Below are 21,045 nucleotides of genomic sequence, written 5' to 3' on the forward strand. Positions count from 1 at the left end.
CATTTCTTGTAAAATGGATAATTTATATTTATTTTAATTTTGTAAAATTTTCTGCTACTATAATTATAGGATGTAGCATATTAGTTGTCTTTTCTATTGATTTATACATTTCATATCGGTATAATAGAAAATAAATTGGATTATTTTGGTATATAATTATTTATAAAAAATGCTTATTTTTCTTTAAATTATCTGAAAATTTTTATTTTTATATTATAATTTTATTATTTTCTTTTCAAAATTATCCATTTTACAAGAAATGGAAACTTTTAAGATATACTTGTTTGCTAATAAATTATAATTAAATAGAGGTGTTTTAATGGGAGGAAACTTTTATGAGGAATTTACAAAAAAAATTAATGTTTTTTTTATTTATTTGTATAATTTTACAAATTATATATACAACACCAGTCTATTCTTTACACGAACTTTATAAAAACAACTCTATAAATAACTTTGAATCTATTATATTTAATAATCATTTTATTAGCAAATATGCGTTACAGATAATATTTACTATGACTATAGTATGTATAATACTTATCGTATATATAATATATGACAAATTAAATTTTAGAATTAAATTGCAAAAGACAGCATATACGGATAGTCTTACAGGAGCAAATAATATAGATAAATTTTTGATTGATACTAACAAAATATTATGTAAAAATACTCAAGCAAAATATGCTTTACTGTATATAGATATTGACAAATTTAAATATATAAATGACTTATTTGGATATGAAGTTGGAAATGAAATTTTACGGAATTTAACGAAGATTATTAAGAATAATACATTTGAAGAAGAAATGTTTGCGAGAATATCAGCTGATAATTTTACTGTAATTATGAAATACATAGAAGAAGAAGATATAACAAATAGGTTAGAGATTATATTTAAAGAATTAGATTTATTTAATAATAGCCAAGAGGAAAAATATAAGCTTGTTTTAAGCTGTGGAATCTATTTTATACTTCCAGAAGATAGAGATGTCAACTCGATAATAGATAGAGCTAATATAGCTCATAAAATGGCAAAAGGAGGACATAAAAGTTCCTATGCATTTTATGATAATAAGATTCATGACCAAGAGATAAAAGAAAAAGAGATGGAAAACACAATGTTTTCAAGTTTAGAAAATAAAGAATTCATTGTATACTTGCAACCTAAGATAGAACTTAATACAGGAGAGATACAAGGCTCAGAAGCACTTGTTCGATGGAAAAGTCCTGATAAAGGATTAATACCTCCAAATGAATTTATCCCATTTTTTGAAAAAAACGGTTTTGTCATAAATTTAGATTTATATGTGCTTGAAGAAGTATGTATGCAGCTTAGAAGATGGATTAATACAGGCATAAATCCAGTGACCATTTCAGTTAATGTTTCAAGAATACATTTATATTGTAATAATTTCATAGAAACATATAAAAATATAATTGATAAATATGAAATACCCGCAAAGTATATAGAGCTTGAATTAACAGAGAATATTATATTTGATAATTTTGATATTTTAATTGATATAATGAATAATTTAAAAGAAATAGGATTTTTAATATCTATGGATGATTTTGGTTCAGGATACTCATCATTAAATATGCTAAAAGAAATTCCTATGGATATTTTAAAGCTTGACCAAAAATTTATTATGGAAACTTATAATAGTAATAGAAGTAAAATAATTGTTACTAAAGTAGTAGAAATGGCAAAAGAGTTAGGTATGAAAGTAATATCAGAAGGGGTTGAGACAGAAGAACAATTTGAACTTCTAAAGGAAGTAAAATGTGATATGGCACAGGGATATTTGTTTGGAAAACCAATGCCAATTGAAGAATTTGAAAAATTGATTGTGTCCAGTTCAACAAAAGAATAGTTAATTTATCTTATAAAAAATTTAATAAATTGCATAAAAAATGAACTCTAGTATAGTGTTCATTTTTTTATGAGCTTTTTTATAAATTTGCTCAAAAGTAGTTGACATATAAACTGTATTATTATATTATTGTATTAAGTTATTAATACAATAATATAATAAGGAGGTATGAACATGGAGTGGGAACTTGATAATAATAAACCTATATATATACAATTAGTAGAACATTTAAAACTAAAAATAATTTCAGGAGAAATTAAAGTAGGTTCTAAACTAGAAACAGTGAGAGCACTTGCAGAAGATGCAGAAGTCAATCCAAATACAATGCAAAAAGCTCTAACAGAACTTGAAAGACAAGGCTTAGTTTATAGTCAGAGAACTAAAGGAAGATTTGTAACAGATGACAATGAAAAAATAAAAGCAATGAAAGAGGAAATAGCTAATGTGGAGATAAATACATTAAAGGAAACTCTAGAAAAGCTTGGATATGATAAAGATGAAATGCTAAAACTTATTACAGAAAATCTGAAAGGGGAATTATAAGATGGATAAAAATATAAATAATATTTCTCAAGATGGAATAGTTGAATTTAAAAGTGTAAATAAAGGCTATGGAACTAAGAATGTTTTGAAGAATATCGAGTTGAAGATACCAAAGGGCAAAATAGTTGGATTGTTAGGACCTAATGGAAGTGGCAAAAGTACAATGATTAAGTTAATGAATGGATTATTACAGCCTGATAATGGTGAAATTATGATAAATGGAATGAAACCATCAATAGAAACTAAAAAAATAGTTTCATATTTACCAGAAAGAACTTATTTAAATGATTGGATGAAGGTATCAGATTTACTTAAGTTTTTCTATGATTTTTATAGTGATTTTGATGTTAGAAGAGCAAATGAGATGATTAAGAGTTTAGATATTAATGTAAATGAAAGGTTAAAGACAATGTCTAAAGGAACTAAAGAAAAAGTTCAACTTATCTTAGTAATGTCAAGAAATGCAAGCATATATATATTGGATGAACCTATTGGAGGTGTTGACCCAGCTGCAAGGTCATATATACTTAAGACTATATTAAAAAATTATTCTGAAGATAGTACTTTACTGATTGCTACTCACTTAATCAGTGAAATAGAAAATATATGTGACGAGGTAATATTCATATCAAAAGGAGAGATAGTATTACAAGGAGATGTTGAAGCAATAAGAGAAGAAAAAGGGAAATCTATAGATGCATTATTTAGGGAGGAATTCAAATGTTAGGTAAATTATTAAAATATGAGTTAAAAGCAAGTGGAAGAACATTCATACCATTATATATAGCCATATTGATAGTAGCTGTATTTAATGGAATATTTATAAATACAAATATATTTCAGATACAAGGAATAGGAATACTGATATTAACAAGTCTTTTTATGGCATTAGGAGTTTTAACTGTTGTAGTTACAATTCAAAGGTTTAGAAAAAATCTTTTGGGGGATGAAGGTTATTTAATGTTCACTCTTCCTGTTAGCACTAGTTCACTTATATTGTCTAAATGCATAACAGCACTTATATATGCTGTGCTTAGTTTTATAGTTGTAGTATTCACTTTTGGAGTACTTATGCTTTCTAGTGCTTCTGGAATTCTCTTACCTGAAATTTTAGAGTTGTTTAATACTGGTTTTAAATTGATTTCTGAAAACTTTTTAGATATTTTATTATTAGTAGTAGCAATGTTTATTTCATATTTATCATTTATTTTGTTATTATATACATCACTTTCAATGGGACAATTGCCAAAATTTAATAAGCATAGAAATATAGTTGCATTTGCTTCTTTTATAGCTATAAATATAGTAATATCAACTATTAGAGATGTAGTTGCAAGAGCTTTGCCAAATGAAAATACGACATATCATATTTATCAAAGTCCTCATTTTATGCTTGCAATACTTGGTAGTATTGCAGTTGTGGTAATACTATTTTTCGCTACAAAATTTATATTAGATAAAAAATTAAATTTAGAATAAATATTTTTATAGGGAGCCATCTTTTGAGTAATATTAAAAGATGGCTCTTATTATTTATATAGTTAATTCATATATAAAATATGAATAAATCTTTATTTCTAGTTAAATATGTACATATATTGTATAATGAGATTGTATGTTAAATTTGAAGTAAATAATTGTATACTTGATGTGAGTAATATCAAAAAAATTTAAAGATATATAGATTTGAGGGAGAAAATATGAAAAGTTATACAAAGGCTAAGTGGAGTGTTTGGGGTATAGTTACATTTTCATTTGTTTTAGTCTTATTTTTAAGGATGTCAACAGCTGTTGTTTCAGATAATTTAGCAAATGAATTAGATTTTAATTCTATACAAATTTCAAATATAGCATCCTTTTGCCTATATGCATATGCATTTATGCAAATACCTGCAGGAATTTTAATTGATAAATATGGACCAAGAAAGATTAGTAGTCTTGGAATAATAATGGCAAGTTTAGGAACAATTTTATTTGGATTGATTCAAAATATAGAATTAGCATATATTTCTCGTATAATTGTAGGGGCAGGAACATCAGTAATATTACTTTGTATTTTAAAAATTCAAGGGAGATGGTTTAATAAATCAGAATTTGCTTCTGCAACAGCTAAATTTTCATTTGTAGGGAATTTAGGAGGAGTTCTTGCAACTTTTCCACTTGTGTTTCTGTCTGAACTTGTTGGTTGGAGAAATTCATTTTTATTAATAGGTATAATTGGTGTTGTAATTGGATGTTTTATGTATATTATTGTTAGAGATACACCAAGAGAGTATGGATTTAATGTAGATATAGATTCTTATAAAGAGTCAGAAAAGATTAATGTTATTGATGGAATCAAGTCTGTTATAAAGAATAAATCAACGTGGTATAACTCAATGATAATGTTCTCTTTTGTAAGTCTGACAAGTGCATTTACAAGTCTATGGGGAGTAAGATATATAATGGATGTTTATGGAGTGAGTAAGAGTTTTTCTGCATTTATAGTATCATTTTTTACATATGGATTTATATTTGGTTCAATAATTATGGATTTTGTATTTGCTAAAATAAGGTCTAGTAAGTTTAATATAATAAAATATGGAGCAATAATAGATTTGTTTATATGGCTTGTAATTGTAGTTGTATACCAAGTAAAACCACCAATTGTGGTTTTACCAATATCATTTTTTATTATGGGATGTATAGTTATGTCACATCTACAGGTTTTTAACGATGCGAAGTATAAAAATAAAGAAATTTATTCTGGACTGGCAACTAGTGTTATTAATACTTTTGAATTTATAGGAAGTGGCATTATTAATTTGATTATAGCCATCTCTTTACAAGTAAATTCATACAATATAGTTGATGGATATAAAAGAGGCTTTGTAGTATTTATAGTACTAAGTATTATAACTATAGTGTCATCCCGTATAGGAGTAAAAAATGACGATTTCAAGACTCTATAGTATTTTATTAATTAGTTTAATTTAGCATTATATTTTGCATATAACAAAGAGCGTATATTTATTTTAGATGTATAATTGGAATATAAATCTTGTTTACTATGTTTAAATGGTATTGTATTATATTAAATAGAAAATAAGAACTTTAAACTATAATATTGGTTCTAAAATATAATGTAAGGAGCTTTTTATGGACACGACAAAAATAGATGATATAAGCAAGTTAGATTTAAATAATCTAGATATTAATAAGATGGATATGGGAGGTATAATGGAAAGCCTATTAGAATGGGCCACTACAAGTGGAGTAAAGCTTATAATAGGTGTACTTATACTTTCTATTGGATTTAAAATAATAAAAAAATTTGTAAACCATGTTATGTTATTGCTTGGGAAAAAAGACATTGATTTGACTTTAAGAAAGTTTTTGAAATCTCTTCTTTTGAGTGTACTTAAAGTTGCTGTCATAATAATTGTTCTAGAATATTGGGGAATGAGTTTATCTAGTTTTGCTGCAGTGATAGCATCAGCAGGGGTAGCAGTAGGTTTAGCATTACAAGGTAGTTTATCAAATTTTGCTGGAGGATTTATTATACTTTTGATTAGACCTTTTAAAGTAGGAGATTACATAGAAGCAGCAGGCCATGGAGGAACAGTTGAACAAATAGGACTTTTTTATACACAATTGGTTACTCCAGATAATAAGCAGATACTTATACCTAATGGTTCTGTATCAAATGATAGTCTAATAAACTATTCATCAAAGAATACTAGACGAGTTGATTTAACCTTTAGTGTAGGATATGAAGATGATATATTGCATGTTAGAAGAGTTCTTAAAGAGATTGTTAATAATCATAAATTAATAATAAATGAACCAGAACCATTTATAGGGATAGTAGAACATGGAGATAATGCTATTAAATTTGCAGTTAGAGTTTGGTGTAAGACAGAAGATTATTGGACAATTTATCTTGATTTACTAGAAGAAGTTAAAGTTAGATTTGATGAAGAAGAAATTACAATTCCTTATCCTAAAATGGATTTAACATTAAAAGAATTAAAGCGAATTTAATTATTTAATTATGGTGTTTAAATTGAAGAATATCATATAGATATATTTATAGAATTTATAAAAAATTAATAAGTATTGTTATTTTATAAGTAAAAATATAAAAAAATGGGAGTGCCTCAAAATGAACTTTTTAGTTCATGAGGCACTCTTTTTGCATGAAATCAAATATATTTTTATTATTTCAACAATGAAAAAGAGGCTTATCTCTATTTTGAGACAGTAGCATTTTTTACGTAACTTTGATTTTAATAAATATAAATTTTAAAGTTTTAAAATTACTAAAATAGGAGGAATTTTTAATATAAAAGGGTAAATAAAGGGTTTAGAGGGCATAATATAGAATAAATTAATTATTTAAGGAGGATTTTTATGTGTAAAAAAACGTATTTATTAGTGGTAGGTATACTTATAGCAGGTTTATTAACTGCATGTAGTGGGAGTCCAAATACAGATTCAGGACAATCACAAGATAATACAAAGAAAGAGACAAATGCTTCAAATAGTGCTTTAAAAGATGAAAAAAATAATGAAAATTTAATGGAACAAGATTTTAAAGTACCGTACACAGATGCAATAAACATATTTAAAGATAAATATAAGGATGCTGACATAGTAGATTTAAGTCTTGAAAGAGATTTAAATAAATTTGTTTATACTGTTGAAGGTGTAGACGATAATAATGAATATAAGATGAAAATAGACGCTAATACAAAAGATGTACTGCAAGATAAAACAGAAAAATTGGATTCAGAAGATTTAAATGGAGTTGCTAGAAAAGAAAAATTAGATTTAAATGACATAATAACACCTCAACAAGCTATGGAAATTGCATTAAAAGAACAAAATGGAATAGTGAAAGAATGGAGTTTAGATAAAGATTTAGATGTTACTTTTTATAAAGTAAGAATAGATAAAGATAAAAATGAATATGACATAAAGGTAGATTCTAAAAATGGAACTATATTAGAGGTAGAAAAAGAAGATTAGAAGTTTTAGATTACTTTTAAAATAATTTCTTTTTTGAATAAAATTTGTTTAAAATATAACAAGCAGGGTATAAAAAGATTAAATAACTATTTTAGGAGGAGTACGGTATGTCATTGAAATCACTAAAAATAAAAGAAAATTTATATTGGGTAGGTTCGCTTGACCCTGATTTAAGAGTATTTGACATAATTATGTATACACCTTATGGAACTACTTATAATTCATATGTATTAAAAGGGACAGAAAAAACAGTTTTATTTGAAACAGTTAAAGATAAGCATTTTGACAATTATATTGAAAGATTAAATGGTTTAAATATAGATTTTGAAAAAATAGACTATATTGTTATAAGTCATACTGAACCAGACCATGCAGGAAGTGTTGAAAAGCTTTTGGATTTAGCTAAAAATGCAAAAGTAGTAGCTTCAGAAACTGCAATTAAATATCTTAAGGAAATCGTAAACAAAGACTTTGAATATGTTGCAGTTACAGATGGAGATACATTATCACTTGGAGGTAAAACTTTAGAATTTTTCTCTGTACCTATGCTTCATTGGCCAGATACTATATACACATATATAAAAGAGGATAAAACCCTTGTAACATGTGATTCATTTGGTAGTCATTATAGTAATGATAAGATAGTAAATACACTTGATGAAAATGAAGAAAAGGATTACTTAGATGCTTTGAGATACTATTATGATTGTATAATGGGACCATTCAAACCATCTATGGTAACTGCTATAGAAAAGATAAAAGATTTAGATATAGATACTGTATGTCCAGGTCATGGTCCAGTATTAACTGAAAATCCTAAAAAAATTATAGACCTTTATTATAATTGGAGTGTAAATGAACAAATAAAGTTAGAAAAAGAAGTTACAATTTGTTATGTTTCTGCACATGGATATACAAAGATTATGGCAGAAGCTATAAAATCATATATTGAAAAAAATAGCAATTATAAAGTAAATTTATTTGATGTAATCGAGCATAAGCAAGAAGAGATTCTAGCAAAAATAGCAGTATCACAAGGTGTATTATTTGGAACACCAACAATATTAGGAGATGCATTAAAGCCTATTTGGGATATATTAGTGTCCTTAAATCCAGTTCTTCATGGTGGAAAAGTTGCTTCAGTATTTGGCTCATATGGATGGAGTGGAGAAGGTATCGAAAATGCTATGGAGAGAATAAATCAGCTTAGAATGACAGCGGTAAAACCTTTTGCTGTTAACTTTAAACCATCAAGTGAAGAGATTGATAAATTACATTCTTATACAGGTAAATTTTTAGATAAGTTAAATTCTACTTTTGGAAGTAAAAAGAAGACTAAGAAATTTAAGTGTGTAATTTGTAATGAAGTATTTGAAGGGGATAGTGCTCCTAGTGTATGCCCTGTGTGTGGAGCTAAGGAAGACCAATTTATAGAAATTGAAGAAGATGAAGTTACTTTTAGAAAAGATACTGATGAATACTTTGTGATAGTAGGAAATGGAGCAGCTGGTTTTTATGCAGCAGATGCCATAAGAAAAAGAAATAAAACTTGTAAGATAACTATGATTTCTAATGAAGAAGAGTTAACTTACTATAGACCTGCACTTTCTGATGGTATAAATGAAGAACTTGGTTCAGATTTCTATATGGAAGATAAAGCTTGGTATGACGAAAACAATATAGTAGTGATATTAGGAACAAATGTAGATAAATTAGATGAAGTAAATAAAACTATTATAGTGAATGATGGAGCTATTAAATTTGATAAGCTTGTAATAGCTACAGGAAGTAGAAACTTTATACCACCAATTAAAGGTCATGATTTAGAAAATGTGTTTACTCTTAGAAATATAAAAGATTTATATAGTGTGAAGGAAGCACTAGAAAAATCTAAGAAAGTTGTAGTAATTGGTGGAGGTTTATTAGGACTTGAAGCTGCATGGGAATTTAGATTGAAAGGTTTAGAAGTAGTAGTAGTTGAAGCAATGGATAGTATATTATCAAAACAGCTTGATAAAGAAGGCAGTAAAATATTAGAACAATGTGTAAGAGATACAGGAATAGATGTAAGACTAGGTGTAGCAGTTGATGGTATTGAAGGTGATGGAAAAGCTCAAAAAGTTATATTTAAAGACGGAGATAGTATCGATTGTGATATGGTAGTATTTTCAATTGGTGTAAGAGCAAACACTCAAATGGTTCAAGATACATCTGTAAAAGTTGACAGAGGTATTGTTGTAGATAAGACATTACAGACAACTATTAAAGATATATATGCTTGTGGAGATGTTGCACAAGTGGAAAATACTAGTTTAGCAATATGGCCATCTTCAGTAGAAATGGGAAAAATAGCAGGAGCAAATGCAAGTGGAGATAATTTGACATTTGAAAGTGATGTATATCCAGTTTCATTAGATGCAATGAATGTAAAAGTATTTAGTATTGGTAATATACAAAATTTTGATAAAGAAATTTCATCAAAAGATGAAGGAAAAAGAATATATAAAAAATTATTCATGAAAGAAGGCTCATTAGTAGGAGCTATACTTATAAATGATTTAAGTTGTACTGTTAAATTGATAAGATTAATATCTGAAAAAGGTGATTTTGAGGATATTATGAAGGCAGATATACTATAATTTAAATATACCAGAACAAAAAGTCTTAAAATATGACAATTCATATTTTAAGACTTTTTTGTTATAATATATAATAAAATAATTATACATTAACTGTAAATTTATATAGATTGTTTATTTTTTAATATTAGATTCATTTTTTTAGATTGGTATATAATAAAAACATGCAGTATATAATAATAGTTAAAGTTAAAAAAGGGGAAAAGCAGTATGCAGTATATACAAGAATTACTTGATTTGACTCAAAATTATTGGGCATTAGCCACAATAATTGGTTTGTTAAGTGCATTTATAGAAAGTTTTATACCAGCCCTACCGCTTGTGGCTATAGTTACAGCAAATGCTGCAATACAAGGATTATTGCTTGGATGTTTGTTATCTTGGATTGGCTCAGGTCTTGGGACAACTTCATTATTTTTATTAATAAGTAGGTTTAATGATAGCAAGCTTTTTAATAAGCTGAGAAATCGTAAAACTGAGAGAGCGATAAGTTGGATGGATAAACAGGGATTTAAGTTATTATTTATAGCGTATGCCTGTCCATTTATGCCTGGTTGTTTAGTTACTATCGCATCAGCTTTTGGCAAAAAAGATGTAAAAGATTTTGTACCAGCAATGTTGGCAGGGAAATTTGTAATGTTTATAGTGATAAGCTATGTAGCAAGTGATATAGAGGGCTTTATAACAAGTCCTTTAAAGATAGCATCATTTATATTATTGGTGTTTTTGTCATGGAAGATTGGAAATAGAGTAAATAAAAATCTTGAAAATCATAATTATGATTTTCATCATAAAAAACATCACAATGACAGAGATAATAAAAAGATTTAACTTGTTCAAAATAAAAAGTATCTTAGAATGATTTAGTACTCAATCATTCTAAGATACTTTTTATTTTTTTGTGTATTAAGATATAAAATTTTTTATGACTCCTGTAAGGTAAAATATACAAAACTTATTTGTACTTAGTTTGAAATATTGTTATTTGTTATTTATAGGACTATAATAAAATATAAAATTGATATCCAATCAAAAAAATAACTATGAAGTTTAATAGCTTAGATATGAATTTTTCTGTTTTTGAGTTAGTTTTTATAGGGAGTAAAGAAATGTTTATGGTAATGGGATAAAACAGTTCAATACCTTCTTTAGTAATAAGGTCAAGACACAGGTGAGATAGATATCCTATTACAAATCCACTGGACAAACATGAAAAAACTATATTGTTACTAGTGAAGATTGTCAAAGATTTAAAAAAACTATAAATAAGTAATAAGGCAATTAGACTATGAGTAAATCCTCTATGTCTAAACTTGTTTCCAAATAATTTGTAGATTAATATAAATTTTTTACTTATGTAAGAACCTCTCATATCTATATCTGGAAACAAAGAACCTAAATATGCAAAGTAAATATAAACTATAATCAATACTATTTTATATGCAATATCATATTTAACTAGATATATATTGTTTATTAAGGGGAGTATCAAAAGTGCAAATATATAGCCTCCCCTTTCATGTGTTTCTTTTATCATATAAAAATCCTCCTGAATCGTCACTATAAACATTATACTGGTAAATTTAGACTATCTTTTATTATATTATATAGCAAACATAAGTTTTTTTCAAAAGGATTTTAATATTTAATTAATCTTGAGATTTTAAATTTTTATAATTTTCTAAAGCGCCATTCCAATTTACTACATTGAACCAGTTGTCAATGTATTCATTTCTTCTATTTTGATACTTTAAATAGTAAGCATGCTCCCAAACATCAAGACCTATTATAGGAGTTAGGTTTTTACTTATAGGGCTATCTTGATTTGGAGTAGTCATAATAGATAATTTACCATCTTTAGTAGCTACAAGCCAAGCCCAACCAGAACCAAAAACATCTAAAGCAGCTTTTTGGAATTCTTTTTTAAAGTTTTCAAAAGAACCAAAATCTCTGTCAATAGCTTCTTTTAAAGATTCAGAAGGTATAGTTTTTTCAGGAGTCATTATATCAAAAAAGAATTTGTGATTATAAGCACCACCTGCATTATTTCTTACTGTTGTAGCAATATCTTTAGGCAAAGAGTCTAAATTTTGCAACAATTCACATAAAGAGTAATTATAAAGCTCAGGATATTTTTCAAGAGCAGCATTTAATTTATCAACATAAGCTTGATAGTGTTTATCATGATGCAATTTCATAGTTTCTTTATCTATATAAGGTTCAAGTGCATCATATGCATAAGGTAACGGTTTAACCTTAAATTTGTTATTTTCGGGTGTAAAAGCAAATGAAGTTATACACTGTGAAATTATAAATAAAGACATAATAACTGGTATTATCATTTTTTTCTTCATAAAAATCACCTCCTAATATAGTATTTCTAGAAATAAAAAAAATATGAAAGATTAACAGATAATTTATAAAAATTTAATAGTAATTTAGTTTTAAATTGAATAAGTTTTGAAGTCAAAGACAAAACTATGAAATATAGAATAAGACCAAAAGTCAGGAAGGAATTTTGATGATATGGATGGCAATATTTCAATTTATTATAAAGGAGATATATCTAAAAAAGAAAATATTAAATTTAAAATGAAAGAATCCGTAAATAATATAAATAATACAAGAATTTCTAGTAGGATAGAGTCTAAAGATGAGGAAAAGACTTTTAATTTTGAGAGATTTAATGTAATCAATGTTATTTATGGAAATAAACCGTTTGAAAAAGATGGAAAAGTTATTGTTTTTAATGGAAATATATATAATTGTCATGAAATAAAAGAAGAATTAATTAAAAAAGGACACAATTTTACTACAGATGATGATATTGAAATCTTATTAGCATCTTATATAGAATTTGGTAAAAATTGTGTACATAAGATTAAGGGAATGTTTAACTTTATAATCTATGATAGAGAAAATGAAAGTATATTTGGAGCAAGAGACTTATTTGGGATAAAACCACTTTATTATATAAATAAGGAAAAAGCAATAATTTTTTCTTCAGAGTATAAGTTTATACTTGAATATATGAAAAATTTAAATATAAATGAAAGAAGTTTACAAAGTTATTTTTCATTTCAGTATGTACTTCCTGAAGATACTATGATACAAGGAATAAGGCTGATACCAGCAGGTCACTATTTTAGGGTAGAAAATGGCATACTATCTTTAAAGAAATATAACAAACTTGAATTTAGAAGTAGTACTAAATTTTTTTATAATAAAAATCACTTAGGCAATAGAGATGTGAGTGAGGAAGATGTAAGAAATGTGGTAGTAGATTCAATAAGAAATCATATGGAAGATAACAAAGCAATTGGAACATTTCTGTCTGGTGGAATAGATTCATCTATTATAACCACTGTAGCTTCACAAATTAATCCAAATATAAAATCTTTTTCTGCAGGTTTTAATGTTAAGGGATATAGTGAGTTGGAAGTAGCAAAGAAAACAGCTGATAAGTTAGGTATAGAAAATATACAGATTAATATAACTCAAGATGAATATATAAAAGCATTACCAAATGTAATTTATTCCTTGGATGACCCCGTAGCAGACCCTTCAGAAGTAGGTCTTTATTTATTAATTAAAGAAGCCAGCAAACATGTTAAAGTAGCTCTGTCTGGAGAAGGTGCAGATGAATTATTTGGAGGATATAATATATATAAGGAATATAATAGTATGAAATCAGTTGTAAACTCACCCACTTATATTAAAGGTATGTTAGGAAGAGTTTCAGAATTTATGCCAAACATCAAAGGAAAAAATTATCTTTATAGAGCTACAACGCCATTAGAAAAAAGATATATAGGAAATGCAAAGATTTTTGAAAATAGCGAAGTAAAAAGATTCTTTTTTAAGTATAAAGAGAAGTATATATATGAATATTTGTTGTCTAATTTGTATAGAGAAGCACAAAAAAATAATTATGATTATATAAGTAAAATGCAACACATAGATATAAACACGTGGCTTCAGGGTGATATACTTCAAAAAGTGAGTAAACTTTCTACATCTGAGCAACTTGAAGTTAGGGTTCCATTTTTGTATAAAGATGTATTTGATGTCGCAAAAAATTTGAGAACGGAGCAAAAAACAACTAAGAATAATACAAAAATTTTACTTAGAGGGTCATTTAGGGATATAGTTCCAGAACACGTCATTCAAAGAAAAAAATTAGGGTTTCCAACACCAATAAGAGTTTGGTTAAAAGATTCTTTAGGAGATATTGTAAAGGAAACTATTTCTAATTCAAATGTAGATGAATTTATAGACAAAAAATATATAATAAAACTTTTAGATATGCATCTTAAGGGTCATAGAGATAATTCAAGAAAAATATGGACTATATTTACATTTTGTCTATGGCACCAATTATTTATTGAGCATAAAAATATCGAGTATTAATCTTGCTCTTAATATTAGATAGAGGGCGAAAACATACAGTGTTTTCGTCCTCTTGATTATTATAGAGTAGGGCAGGGAAGACTTTGCTTATTCAGTTTACTATTTCAATAAAATTATTGGCAAACATTTTGACAAGATTACTTTCTACTGCTAAATTTAAGTTTTGTCCATCATCATACCCAGCAGAAATCAATCCTAGTAAGTTTCCAAACATATCTAAAAGAGCTCCTCCAGAACTACCACTAGAGATTGGAGCTGTAAATTGTATCATTTGAACTGTTTCAAAATCACGAAAAGCTGAGATAATTCCATCTGAAACTGTATTAAAAAGACCTAAAGGGCTTCCAATTGCAACTATTTTTTGACCTCTTACAGGTTTTTTACTGACTTTAACAGGGATTGGCTTGCATTTTCTATCAACTTTTATCACAGCTAAATCATAATCTGAATGGTATTTTATGATTTGATAAGATGTATAAACTTTATCATCATTTTCAAATCTAACTAAAAATGAATAACCATCATTAACTACATGAAGATTTGTAAGTATATAACCTTCATTATTTATTACTACTCCAGAACCACTCTTAAATGGCTTATCTTCACTATTGCACACAACAATCATAACAACAGAAGCTGATAACTTTGCAAGTTCTTCATAGGAAAGTTCTGCTTCTTTACCCTGTATAGGCTTTTTAGATATCAGATTTATGTTAATAAGTGTGTTTTCGGAGTTAGGCCTATCTGTAGAGGTGTAAGTTTTATTGGTGTTTTTATCATAATTTATATTTGTAATAGGTCTTTCAAAAGGTATCTCTAACATATTTGAATTCTTCCTAGAAAGTTCAAATAGAGTAGAAAATTTTGAACATTCAGGATATAAATCAAGAATATCCTTATGTGGATTTATATATAAAATATCACACCCAAGCTGTGATAAAAAATATAAGAAAAAAAGTTCTTGTCTCTTGATATTTCCAAAGTACACTATTTTTGGTGAAATATTAGTTTTTACTTTATTATAAAATAATTTAGGTAGAAAGTATTCTATCCAGCACAAAAGTTTAACTGCAAAGTTTTTGACAATAGAAGGTGTTGAATTTGTCACACTTGTGGAAAATAAATCTAGTGTATTTTTAAATGCAATCTTTTTAGTCCAATCTAAAGTATCATTTTCTATCTTACATGGAAAGTCAATATTATATAAATCCCAACTATTAAATTTAGTTCTATCATAAATCTTAAAAATTTTAAGCATATTATCTGTTTGTGTTTTGTCAAAATTTATGTTTAAGTTGCTAAGTCTAATATAGGGAATTGTAGGATTATTAAAAAAATAAGTATCTATATTTTTAATTTTTTCTATGTACTCATCAATTGAATCGTCAACACCTATATATCGTGTAAAATAGACTTCTTTAATATATGAAGAACTTTTATTTGTATAGCTAGTATTAGACATGAATTCAATTAGAGGTTCATTTGACTTTTTTATTAAAATTTTTAATGGTTTAATAGTACAAAGCATATTTTTTCTCCTATAAAATAAGATGATATAATCTATTATAAAACAACTTAAAACAATATAGTACAATAATTTTGTAGTTTCAAAATAAAATGTGTACTTGTTCATATAAATGATATATAATTACATATTAAACATAGCTTTTACACATTTAATAAAGTATGTAAAATCTATGTAAAAAGTAAAAAATATAAACATATTTTTAATTATATTTTAAAGATATCAAGCAAGTTTTCTTCACAAATGAATAAAAAATGTTATAATATGATTAAAGAAAAAGATAAATAATTAGCAAGATTTGTTTAGCTAAAATTAACAAGGGAGCGATAAATTATGGGTATAACATTATCAAAAGGCCAAAAGGTTGATTTAACTAAAGGAAATCCAGGCCTTAAAAATATTTTAGTAGGTTTAGGATGGGACACTAACAAGTATGATGGTGGATTTGACTTTGATTTAGATACAGCAGCATTTTTAACAGGAGCAAGTGGAAGTGTCACTAATGATGGAGATTTTGTATTTTACAACAATTTAAAACATACTTCTGGAGCAGTTGAACATCTAGGTGATAACAGAACTGGTGAAGGTGATGGAGATGACGAACAAATAGTTGTTGATTTATCTAAGATTCCTGGAGAAATAAGCAAGATTTCTTTTACTGTTACAATTCATGATGCAGCAGAAAGAAGACAAAATTTTGGACAAGTAAGTAATTCCTATATAAGAATAGTAGATAAAGATACAAATGAAGAGTTAATAAAGTATGAATTAGGAGAAGATTTTAGTATAGAAACAGCTATAGTAGTAGCTGAAATATATAAGCACAATGGAGAATGGAAGTTTAATGCACTAGGTTCTGGTTTTGAAGGTGGTCTTGCTGCACTATGTGGAAATTTTGGAATAAACTTATAATTTCAAATATAATAATAAACTAGAGGGGGATATTTTCCATGGCTATAGTATTAAAAAAAGGACAAAAAATTGATTTAACTAAGGGAAATCCAGGTCTTAAAAATATAAAACTTGGACTAGGCTGGGATACAAATTCATTTGATAGTGGCTATGACTATGATTTAGATGTAAGTGTTTTCATGGTTGGAGAATCTCAAAGAGTTGAAAACGATGAAGATTTTATATTCTATAATAACTTAAAACATCCATCTGGAGCAGTTGAACATTTAGGTGATAATAGAACTGGTGAAGGTGATGGAGATGATGAGGAAATATTAGTGAATCTAGAGTCAATGCCAAAGCATATACAAAAGATAGCTGTAACAGTTACAATATATGAAGCTGCTGAAAGAAGACAAAATTTTGGACAAGTAAGCAACTCTTATGTAAGGGTTTTAAATTCTGAAAATGATGAAGAAATATTAAGATATGACTTAGGTGAAGAATTTAGTATAGAAACTGCAATTACAGTGTGTGAGATATATAAGTATAATGGTGAATGGAAGTTTAGTGCAGTTGGAGCAGGATTTGAAGGTGGTTTAGAGGCACTTTGTAGAAATTATGGCTTAAATGTTTAATTTAAGTAATATAATATATTAAATATAAATAACCTATACAAATAATGTATAGGTTATATTATATAAAATTTTGTGGAGGTTTAGTATGTCGATTAATTTATCAAAAGGTGATAAAATAGATTTAAAAAAATCTAACCCGGGACTGAGCAACATACTTGTAGGTCTAGGATGGGACCCTGTGCAACAGTCAGGTGGAGGATTTTTTAAATCGTTATTTGGTGGAGGACAAGCTGATATAGATTGTGATGCATCTGTATTTATGCTTAATCAAGAAGGTAAATTAAGTGGAATCAAAGATTTAATTTATTTTGGAAATCTAAAAAGTGCCTGTAAGTCAGTTTTGCATACAGGAGACAATCTAACTGGTGAAGGTGCAGGTGATGATGAACAAATCCTAGTTAATTTGGATAAAGTTCCATCAAATATTCATAAATTATTATTTGTAGTAAATATATACAATTGTGTGGATAGAAAACAACACTTTGGCATGATAGAAAACGCCTATATAAGAGTTGAGGACCAAAGTAATAAGAAAGAGATAGCAAAATATAATCTATCTGATAACTATTCTGAAAAAACTACTCTTATAGTAGGAGCTATATACAGAAAAGATGGAAGTTGGCAATTTAAAGCAATTGGCGAAGGAACAAAAGATGCGGGTCTTAAAGAAGTAATGCAAAATTTAGACAGGATTGAGTGTGCATATGGAATTTAACAATGATATCAAATATTATAATGTAAATAAAGAAGAAGTGACAACAGACTTATCTGTTAATCCTGAAAAAGGTTTATCAGAATCAGAAGTCAAGACTAGAAGAGAAAAGTATGGCTTAAATGAATTTACCCCAAAAGAAGAAGGAAGTTTTTGGGATGATTTAAAGGAAAGTTTAAGTGAGCCAATGATAGTTATCTTGATTATTGCGGCAGTAGTAAGTGCGGTAATTGGGGAAACTCATGATGCAATAGGGATTGTAGGTGCTATAGCAATAGGTATAGCAATAGGTATGATTACAGAAGGTCGCTCTAAGAAAGCGGCAGATGCCCTTTCTAAATTGACTGAAAACATAGAAGTTAAAGTATTGAGAGATGGGGAAGTACATCAAATTTCTAAGAGTGAATTGGTACCAGGTGATATAGTATATATTGAAACTGGTGACATGGTACCTGCTGATGGTAGACTTATAGAAACTATAAATCTTAAAGTCAGAGAAGATATGTTAACAGGAGAATCTGATGATGTATCTAAAAAGTGTGATGTAGTAGTTTCTATGGAAGAAATAGAATCTAAAGGAGCAGTAGTAGTACAAGAGCCAATACCTGCGAAACAAATAAATATGGTGTTTGGTGGTACACTTGTAGCTTATGGTAGAGGAACTCTAGTTGTAACTTCAATTGGAGATAGTAGTGAAATGGGTAAAATTGCTCAAAACTTATCAGAAACAGATGAGCAAACTCCACTTCAGATAAAACTTGGAAACTTAGGTGGTTTGATAGCCAAAGTTTCTAGTGCAGTAGCAGGATTGTTATTTATATTTATGGTTTTCCAAATGGTAAGTAAAAATGTATTAAATGTAGACATGTCTGGAATATTACCATTTTTAGAATCAATAGACCCTGTTAAAACAGCATTTACAGTATGTGTTGCATTGATAGTTGCAGCGGTACCAGAAGGTCTTCCAACTATGATAAATATGACACTTGCAATAACAATGCAAAAAATGGCTAAAATAAATGCATTGGTTACTAAAAAAGAAGCTTGTGAAACTATAGGTTCTGTTTCTGTGATATGTTCAGATAAAACTGGTACATTAACTGAAAATAGAATGACTGTAGAAGTTGCATATATTGATGGAAGATATATTGAAAATTCAGAAGAGGAAATAAATAGTTATTTTGAAGAAAACTGTATGATAAACTCTACAGCTGATGTAGAGCATAATGATGGTGATATTAAGTATTTAGGAAGTGCTACTGAATGTGCATTGCTTTTATACTACAAAAACGTAGACTATAGACAAGCTAGAAAGAATTCTAATATAGTAGCTCAAAATCCTTTTACTTCTGATTCAAAGAGAATGACTTCTGTTATAGGTCAAGATAATAATCATGTACTATTATCAAAAGGAGCACCAGAAGTCCTACTTGAGCTATGTTCACATATCCAAAGAGGAAAAGACGTAGTTCCATTAACTGAAAACATAAAACATGAGATTTTGGAAGAAATAAAGAAATTACAAATAAAATCAATGAGAACTTTAGGGTTTGCATATAAAGAAATCTCAGAAGCTGAAGAAGAAGCAGCAGTAACTGCTGAAAGTGATGCTATGAATGTAAGTGCAATGGAAAGTAATTTAGTATTCAGTGGATTTGTTGGTATAAGAGACCCGCTTAGAAAAGATGTTATAGAGTCTGTAAATACAGCAAACAAAGCGGGTGTTTCTGTAAAAATGCTTACAGGAGATAATATAAATACAGCAAGAGCTATAGGTGAAGAATTAGGTTTATTAAAAAATAATATGAGAGTAGTTGAAGCTTCATATATAGATACTTTAGATGATGAAGAGTTAAAGCAAGAGATGCAAACTATATCAATTGTTGCAAGAAGTAAGCCAGATAGTAAGATGAGAATAGTTTCAGCTCTACAAAAGAGTGGAGATGTTGTTGCAGTAACAGGTGATGGTATAAATGATGCTCCGGCGCTTTCAAAAGCAGATGTTGGTATAGCAATGGGTATATCTGGTACAGAGGTATCTAAAAACGCAGCAGATATAATTTTAACTGATGATAGTTTTAGTACTATTGTAAAAGGTATTAAATGGGGTAGAGGAATTTATGATAACTTCCAAAGATTCGTTCAGTTCCAATTAACTGTAAATGTAATTGCCTTTTTAGTGGCTATAATATCTCAGGTTATGGGACAAGAGATGCCATTTACTACAATACAATTATTATGGGTAAACATAATTATGGATGGTCCACCAGCACTAGCATTAGGTCTAGAGCCAGTTAGAGACCATGTATTAAATAGAAAACCTGTTGATAGAAAAGCCAATATAATTTCTAAATCAATGGTGTATACAATAGTATTAAATGCATTCTATATAACAGCAATACTAATGTTACAATCTACATTTAACTTCTTAGGAGTTGATGAAGCTCATAAGGGAACTGTAATGTTTGCATTATTTGCTTTTAGTGCATTATTTAATGCATTTAACTGTAGAGAATTTAATGCAGATAGTATTTTCCCTAACTTTACACACAATAAATTAGCACTACAAATAATATTATTAACAGGAATTGCACAAGTAATATTTACTCAGCTATTCCAAGATTTCTTTAACTCTGTAGCTATGGATATTATGACATGGGTAAAAGTTCTATGTGTAGCAGCAAGTGTAATTGTAGTTAATGAAGTTGTAAAATGTATAATAAGACTGGTAAAACCAAAAAAGACTGCTTAAAATAAATTTTTTAGAAGATAGAAGATAACAGACTGGCTCAAAATA

Annotated in this window: 17 protein-coding genes; 14 read left to right on the forward strand and 3 right to left on the reverse strand. The window is 27.7% G+C overall.

From position 1 onward, the window contains the following. Positions 1-335: 335 nt before the first annotated feature. The 9 genes from KGF39_RS07000 to KGF39_RS07040 all read left to right on the forward strand — a co-directional run bounded on the left by KGF39_RS07000 (position 336) and on the right by KGF39_RS07040 (position 10,903). Positions 336-1,880: a bifunctional diguanylate cyclase/phosphodiesterase gene (locus KGF39_RS07000; RefSeq protein WP_227821731.1), complete on the forward strand. Its 1,545-nt coding sequence runs from the start codon at positions 336-338 to the stop codon at positions 1,878-1,880. 174 nt (positions 1,881-2,054) lie between these two features. Beyond that, a complete protein-coding gene (locus KGF39_RS07005) occupies positions 2,055-2,423 on the forward strand; it encodes a GntR family transcriptional regulator (protein WP_107595370.1) in 369 nt (122 codons plus the stop codon). Between the two features lies 1 nt (position 2,424). After that, positions 2,425-3,150 carry an ABC transporter ATP-binding protein gene (locus KGF39_RS07010; protein WP_227821732.1) on the forward strand — a complete coding sequence of 242 codons (726 nt, stop codon included), beginning with the start codon at positions 2,425-2,427 and terminating at the stop codon, positions 3,148-3,150. Continuing rightward, positions 3,144-3,902: an ABC transporter permease gene (locus tag KGF39_RS07015; RefSeq protein WP_227821733.1), complete on the forward strand. Its 759-nt coding sequence runs from the start codon at positions 3,144-3,146 to the stop codon at positions 3,900-3,902. The genes KGF39_RS07010 and KGF39_RS07015 overlap by 7 nt, the downstream gene beginning before the upstream one ends. Before the next feature lie 221 nt (positions 3,903-4,123). Continuing rightward, positions 4,124-5,374 (forward strand): MFS transporter, encoded by a 1,251-nt coding sequence (locus tag KGF39_RS07020; protein ID WP_227821734.1) that lies wholly within the window; start codon positions 4,124-4,126, stop codon positions 5,372-5,374. A 187-nt stretch (positions 5,375-5,561) separates the two neighbouring features. Then, on the forward strand, positions 5,562-6,446 hold the full coding sequence (locus KGF39_RS07025) for a mechanosensitive ion channel domain-containing protein (RefSeq protein WP_227821735.1): 885 nt from the start codon (positions 5,562-5,564) through the stop codon (positions 6,444-6,446). Positions 6,447-6,815: 369 nt separating this feature from the next. Beyond that, a complete protein-coding gene (locus KGF39_RS07030) occupies positions 6,816-7,433 on the forward strand; it encodes a PepSY domain-containing protein (protein WP_227821736.1) in 618 nt (205 codons plus the stop codon). A 107-nt stretch (positions 7,434-7,540) separates the two neighbouring features. Beyond that, positions 7,541-10,072, forward strand: coding sequence for an FAD-dependent oxidoreductase (locus KGF39_RS07035; RefSeq protein ID WP_227821737.1), 2,532 nt, complete (start codon positions 7,541-7,543; stop codon positions 10,070-10,072). 210 nt (positions 10,073-10,282) lie between these two features. Further along, positions 10,283-10,903, forward strand: coding sequence for a VTT domain-containing protein (locus KGF39_RS07040; RefSeq protein ID WP_227821738.1), 621 nt, complete (start codon positions 10,283-10,285; stop codon positions 10,901-10,903). 169 nt (positions 10,904-11,072) lie between these two features. Here KGF39_RS07040 and KGF39_RS07045 read toward each other — a convergent pair whose 3' ends face one another. Both KGF39_RS07045 and KGF39_RS07050 read right to left on the reverse strand, forming a co-directional pair. Beyond that, positions 11,073-11,609, reverse strand: coding sequence for a metal-dependent hydrolase (locus tag KGF39_RS07045; protein ID WP_227821739.1), 537 nt, complete (start codon positions 11,607-11,609; stop codon positions 11,073-11,075). 112 nt (positions 11,610-11,721) lie between these two features. Next, the gene (locus KGF39_RS07050) at positions 11,722-12,426 is read right to left on the reverse strand and encodes a superoxide dismutase (protein WP_054273630.1); all 705 of its coding nucleotides are present in this window, start codon (positions 12,424-12,426) and stop codon (positions 11,722-11,724) included. Between the two features lie 238 nt (positions 12,427-12,664). Here KGF39_RS07050 and asnB point away from each other — a divergent pair, with 238 nt between their 5' ends. Continuing rightward, entirely contained in the window at positions 12,665-14,482 is a 1,818-nt protein-coding gene (asnB, locus tag KGF39_RS07055; protein ID WP_227821740.1) for an asparagine synthase (glutamine-hydrolyzing), read from the forward strand. 91 nt (positions 14,483-14,573) lie between these two features. Here the strand turns inward: asnB and KGF39_RS07060 are convergent, their stop codons facing one another. Then, positions 14,574-16,010 (reverse strand): trypsin-like peptidase domain-containing protein, encoded by a 1,437-nt coding sequence (locus KGF39_RS07060; protein WP_227821741.1) that lies wholly within the window; start codon positions 16,008-16,010, stop codon positions 14,574-14,576. A 330-nt stretch (positions 16,011-16,340) separates the two neighbouring features. Between KGF39_RS07060 and KGF39_RS07065 the strand changes: the two genes are divergently transcribed. The 4 genes from KGF39_RS07065 (at position 16,341) to KGF39_RS07080 (ending at position 21,000) form a co-directional block, all read left to right on the forward strand. Continuing rightward, positions 16,341-16,919, forward strand: coding sequence for a TerD family protein (locus tag KGF39_RS07065; RefSeq protein ID WP_054273633.1), 579 nt, complete (start codon positions 16,341-16,343; stop codon positions 16,917-16,919). Positions 16,920-16,957: 38 nt separating this feature from the next. After that, complete coding sequence (locus KGF39_RS07070) at positions 16,958-17,536, forward strand: TerD family protein (protein ID WP_054273634.1); 579 nt, start codon at positions 16,958-16,960, stop codon at positions 17,534-17,536. Positions 17,537-17,621: 85 nt separating this feature from the next. Next, positions 17,622-18,251, forward strand: coding sequence for a TerD family protein (locus tag KGF39_RS07075; protein ID WP_227453321.1), 630 nt, complete (start codon positions 17,622-17,624; stop codon positions 18,249-18,251). Continuing rightward, entirely contained in the window at positions 18,241-21,000 is a 2,760-nt protein-coding gene (locus KGF39_RS07080) for a calcium-translocating P-type ATPase, PMCA-type (RefSeq protein ID WP_227821742.1), read from the forward strand. The genes KGF39_RS07075 and KGF39_RS07080 overlap by 11 nt, the downstream gene beginning before the upstream one ends. The last annotated feature ends 45 nt before the right edge of the window (positions 21,001-21,045 follow it).

This window comes from Clostridioides sp. ZZV14-6345 (assembly GCF_020657775.1).
GTDB classification, from domain to species: domain Bacteria; phylum Bacillota; class Clostridia; order Peptostreptococcales; family Peptostreptococcaceae; genus Clostridioides; species Clostridioides difficile_D.

What these genes read in the sequence shown, in the direction of transcription:
- KGF39_RS07000 (WP_227821731.1), top strand. Translation starts at nt 336, where the DNA reads ATGAGGAATTTACAAAAAAAATTAATGTTTTTTTTATTTATTTGTATA.
- KGF39_RS07005 (WP_107595370.1), top strand. Translation starts at nt 2,055, where the DNA reads ATGGAGTGGGAACTTGATAATAATAAACCTATATATATACAATTAGTA.
- KGF39_RS07010 (WP_227821732.1), top strand. Translation starts at nt 2,425, where the DNA reads ATGGATAAAAATATAAATAATATTTCTCAAGATGGAATAGTTGAATTT.
- KGF39_RS07015 (WP_227821733.1), top strand. Translation starts at nt 3,144, where the DNA reads ATGTTAGGTAAATTATTAAAATATGAGTTAAAAGCAAGTGGAAGAACA.
- KGF39_RS07020 (WP_227821734.1), top strand. Translation starts at nt 4,124, where the DNA reads ATGAAAAGTTATACAAAGGCTAAGTGGAGTGTTTGGGGTATAGTTACA.
- KGF39_RS07025 (WP_227821735.1), top strand. Translation starts at nt 5,562, where the DNA reads ATGGACACGACAAAAATAGATGATATAAGCAAGTTAGATTTAAATAAT.
- KGF39_RS07030 (WP_227821736.1), top strand. Translation starts at nt 6,816, where the DNA reads ATGTGTAAAAAAACGTATTTATTAGTGGTAGGTATACTTATAGCAGGT.
- KGF39_RS07035 (WP_227821737.1), top strand. Translation starts at nt 7,541, where the DNA reads ATGTCATTGAAATCACTAAAAATAAAAGAAAATTTATATTGGGTAGGT.
- KGF39_RS07040 (WP_227821738.1), top strand. Translation starts at nt 10,283, where the DNA reads ATGCAGTATATACAAGAATTACTTGATTTGACTCAAAATTATTGGGCA.
- KGF39_RS07045 (WP_227821739.1), bottom strand. Translation starts at nt 11,609, where the DNA reads ATGATAAAAGAAACACATGAAAGGGGAGGCTATATATTTGCACTTTTG.
- KGF39_RS07050 (WP_054273630.1), bottom strand. Translation starts at nt 12,426, where the DNA reads ATGAAGAAAAAAATGATAATACCAGTTATTATGTCTTTATTTATAATT.
- asnB (WP_227821740.1), top strand. Translation starts at nt 12,665, where the DNA reads ATGAAAGAATCCGTAAATAATATAAATAATACAAGAATTTCTAGTAGG.
- KGF39_RS07060 (WP_227821741.1), bottom strand. Translation starts at nt 16,010, where the DNA reads ATGCTTTGTACTATTAAACCATTAAAAATTTTAATAAAAAAGTCAAAT.
- KGF39_RS07065 (WP_054273633.1), top strand. Translation starts at nt 16,341, where the DNA reads ATGGGTATAACATTATCAAAAGGCCAAAAGGTTGATTTAACTAAAGGA.
- KGF39_RS07070 (WP_054273634.1), top strand. Translation starts at nt 16,958, where the DNA reads ATGGCTATAGTATTAAAAAAAGGACAAAAAATTGATTTAACTAAGGGA.
- KGF39_RS07075 (WP_227453321.1), top strand. Translation starts at nt 17,622, where the DNA reads ATGTCGATTAATTTATCAAAAGGTGATAAAATAGATTTAAAAAAATCT.
- KGF39_RS07080 (WP_227821742.1), top strand. Translation starts at nt 18,241, where the DNA reads ATGGAATTTAACAATGATATCAAATATTATAATGTAAATAAAGAAGAA.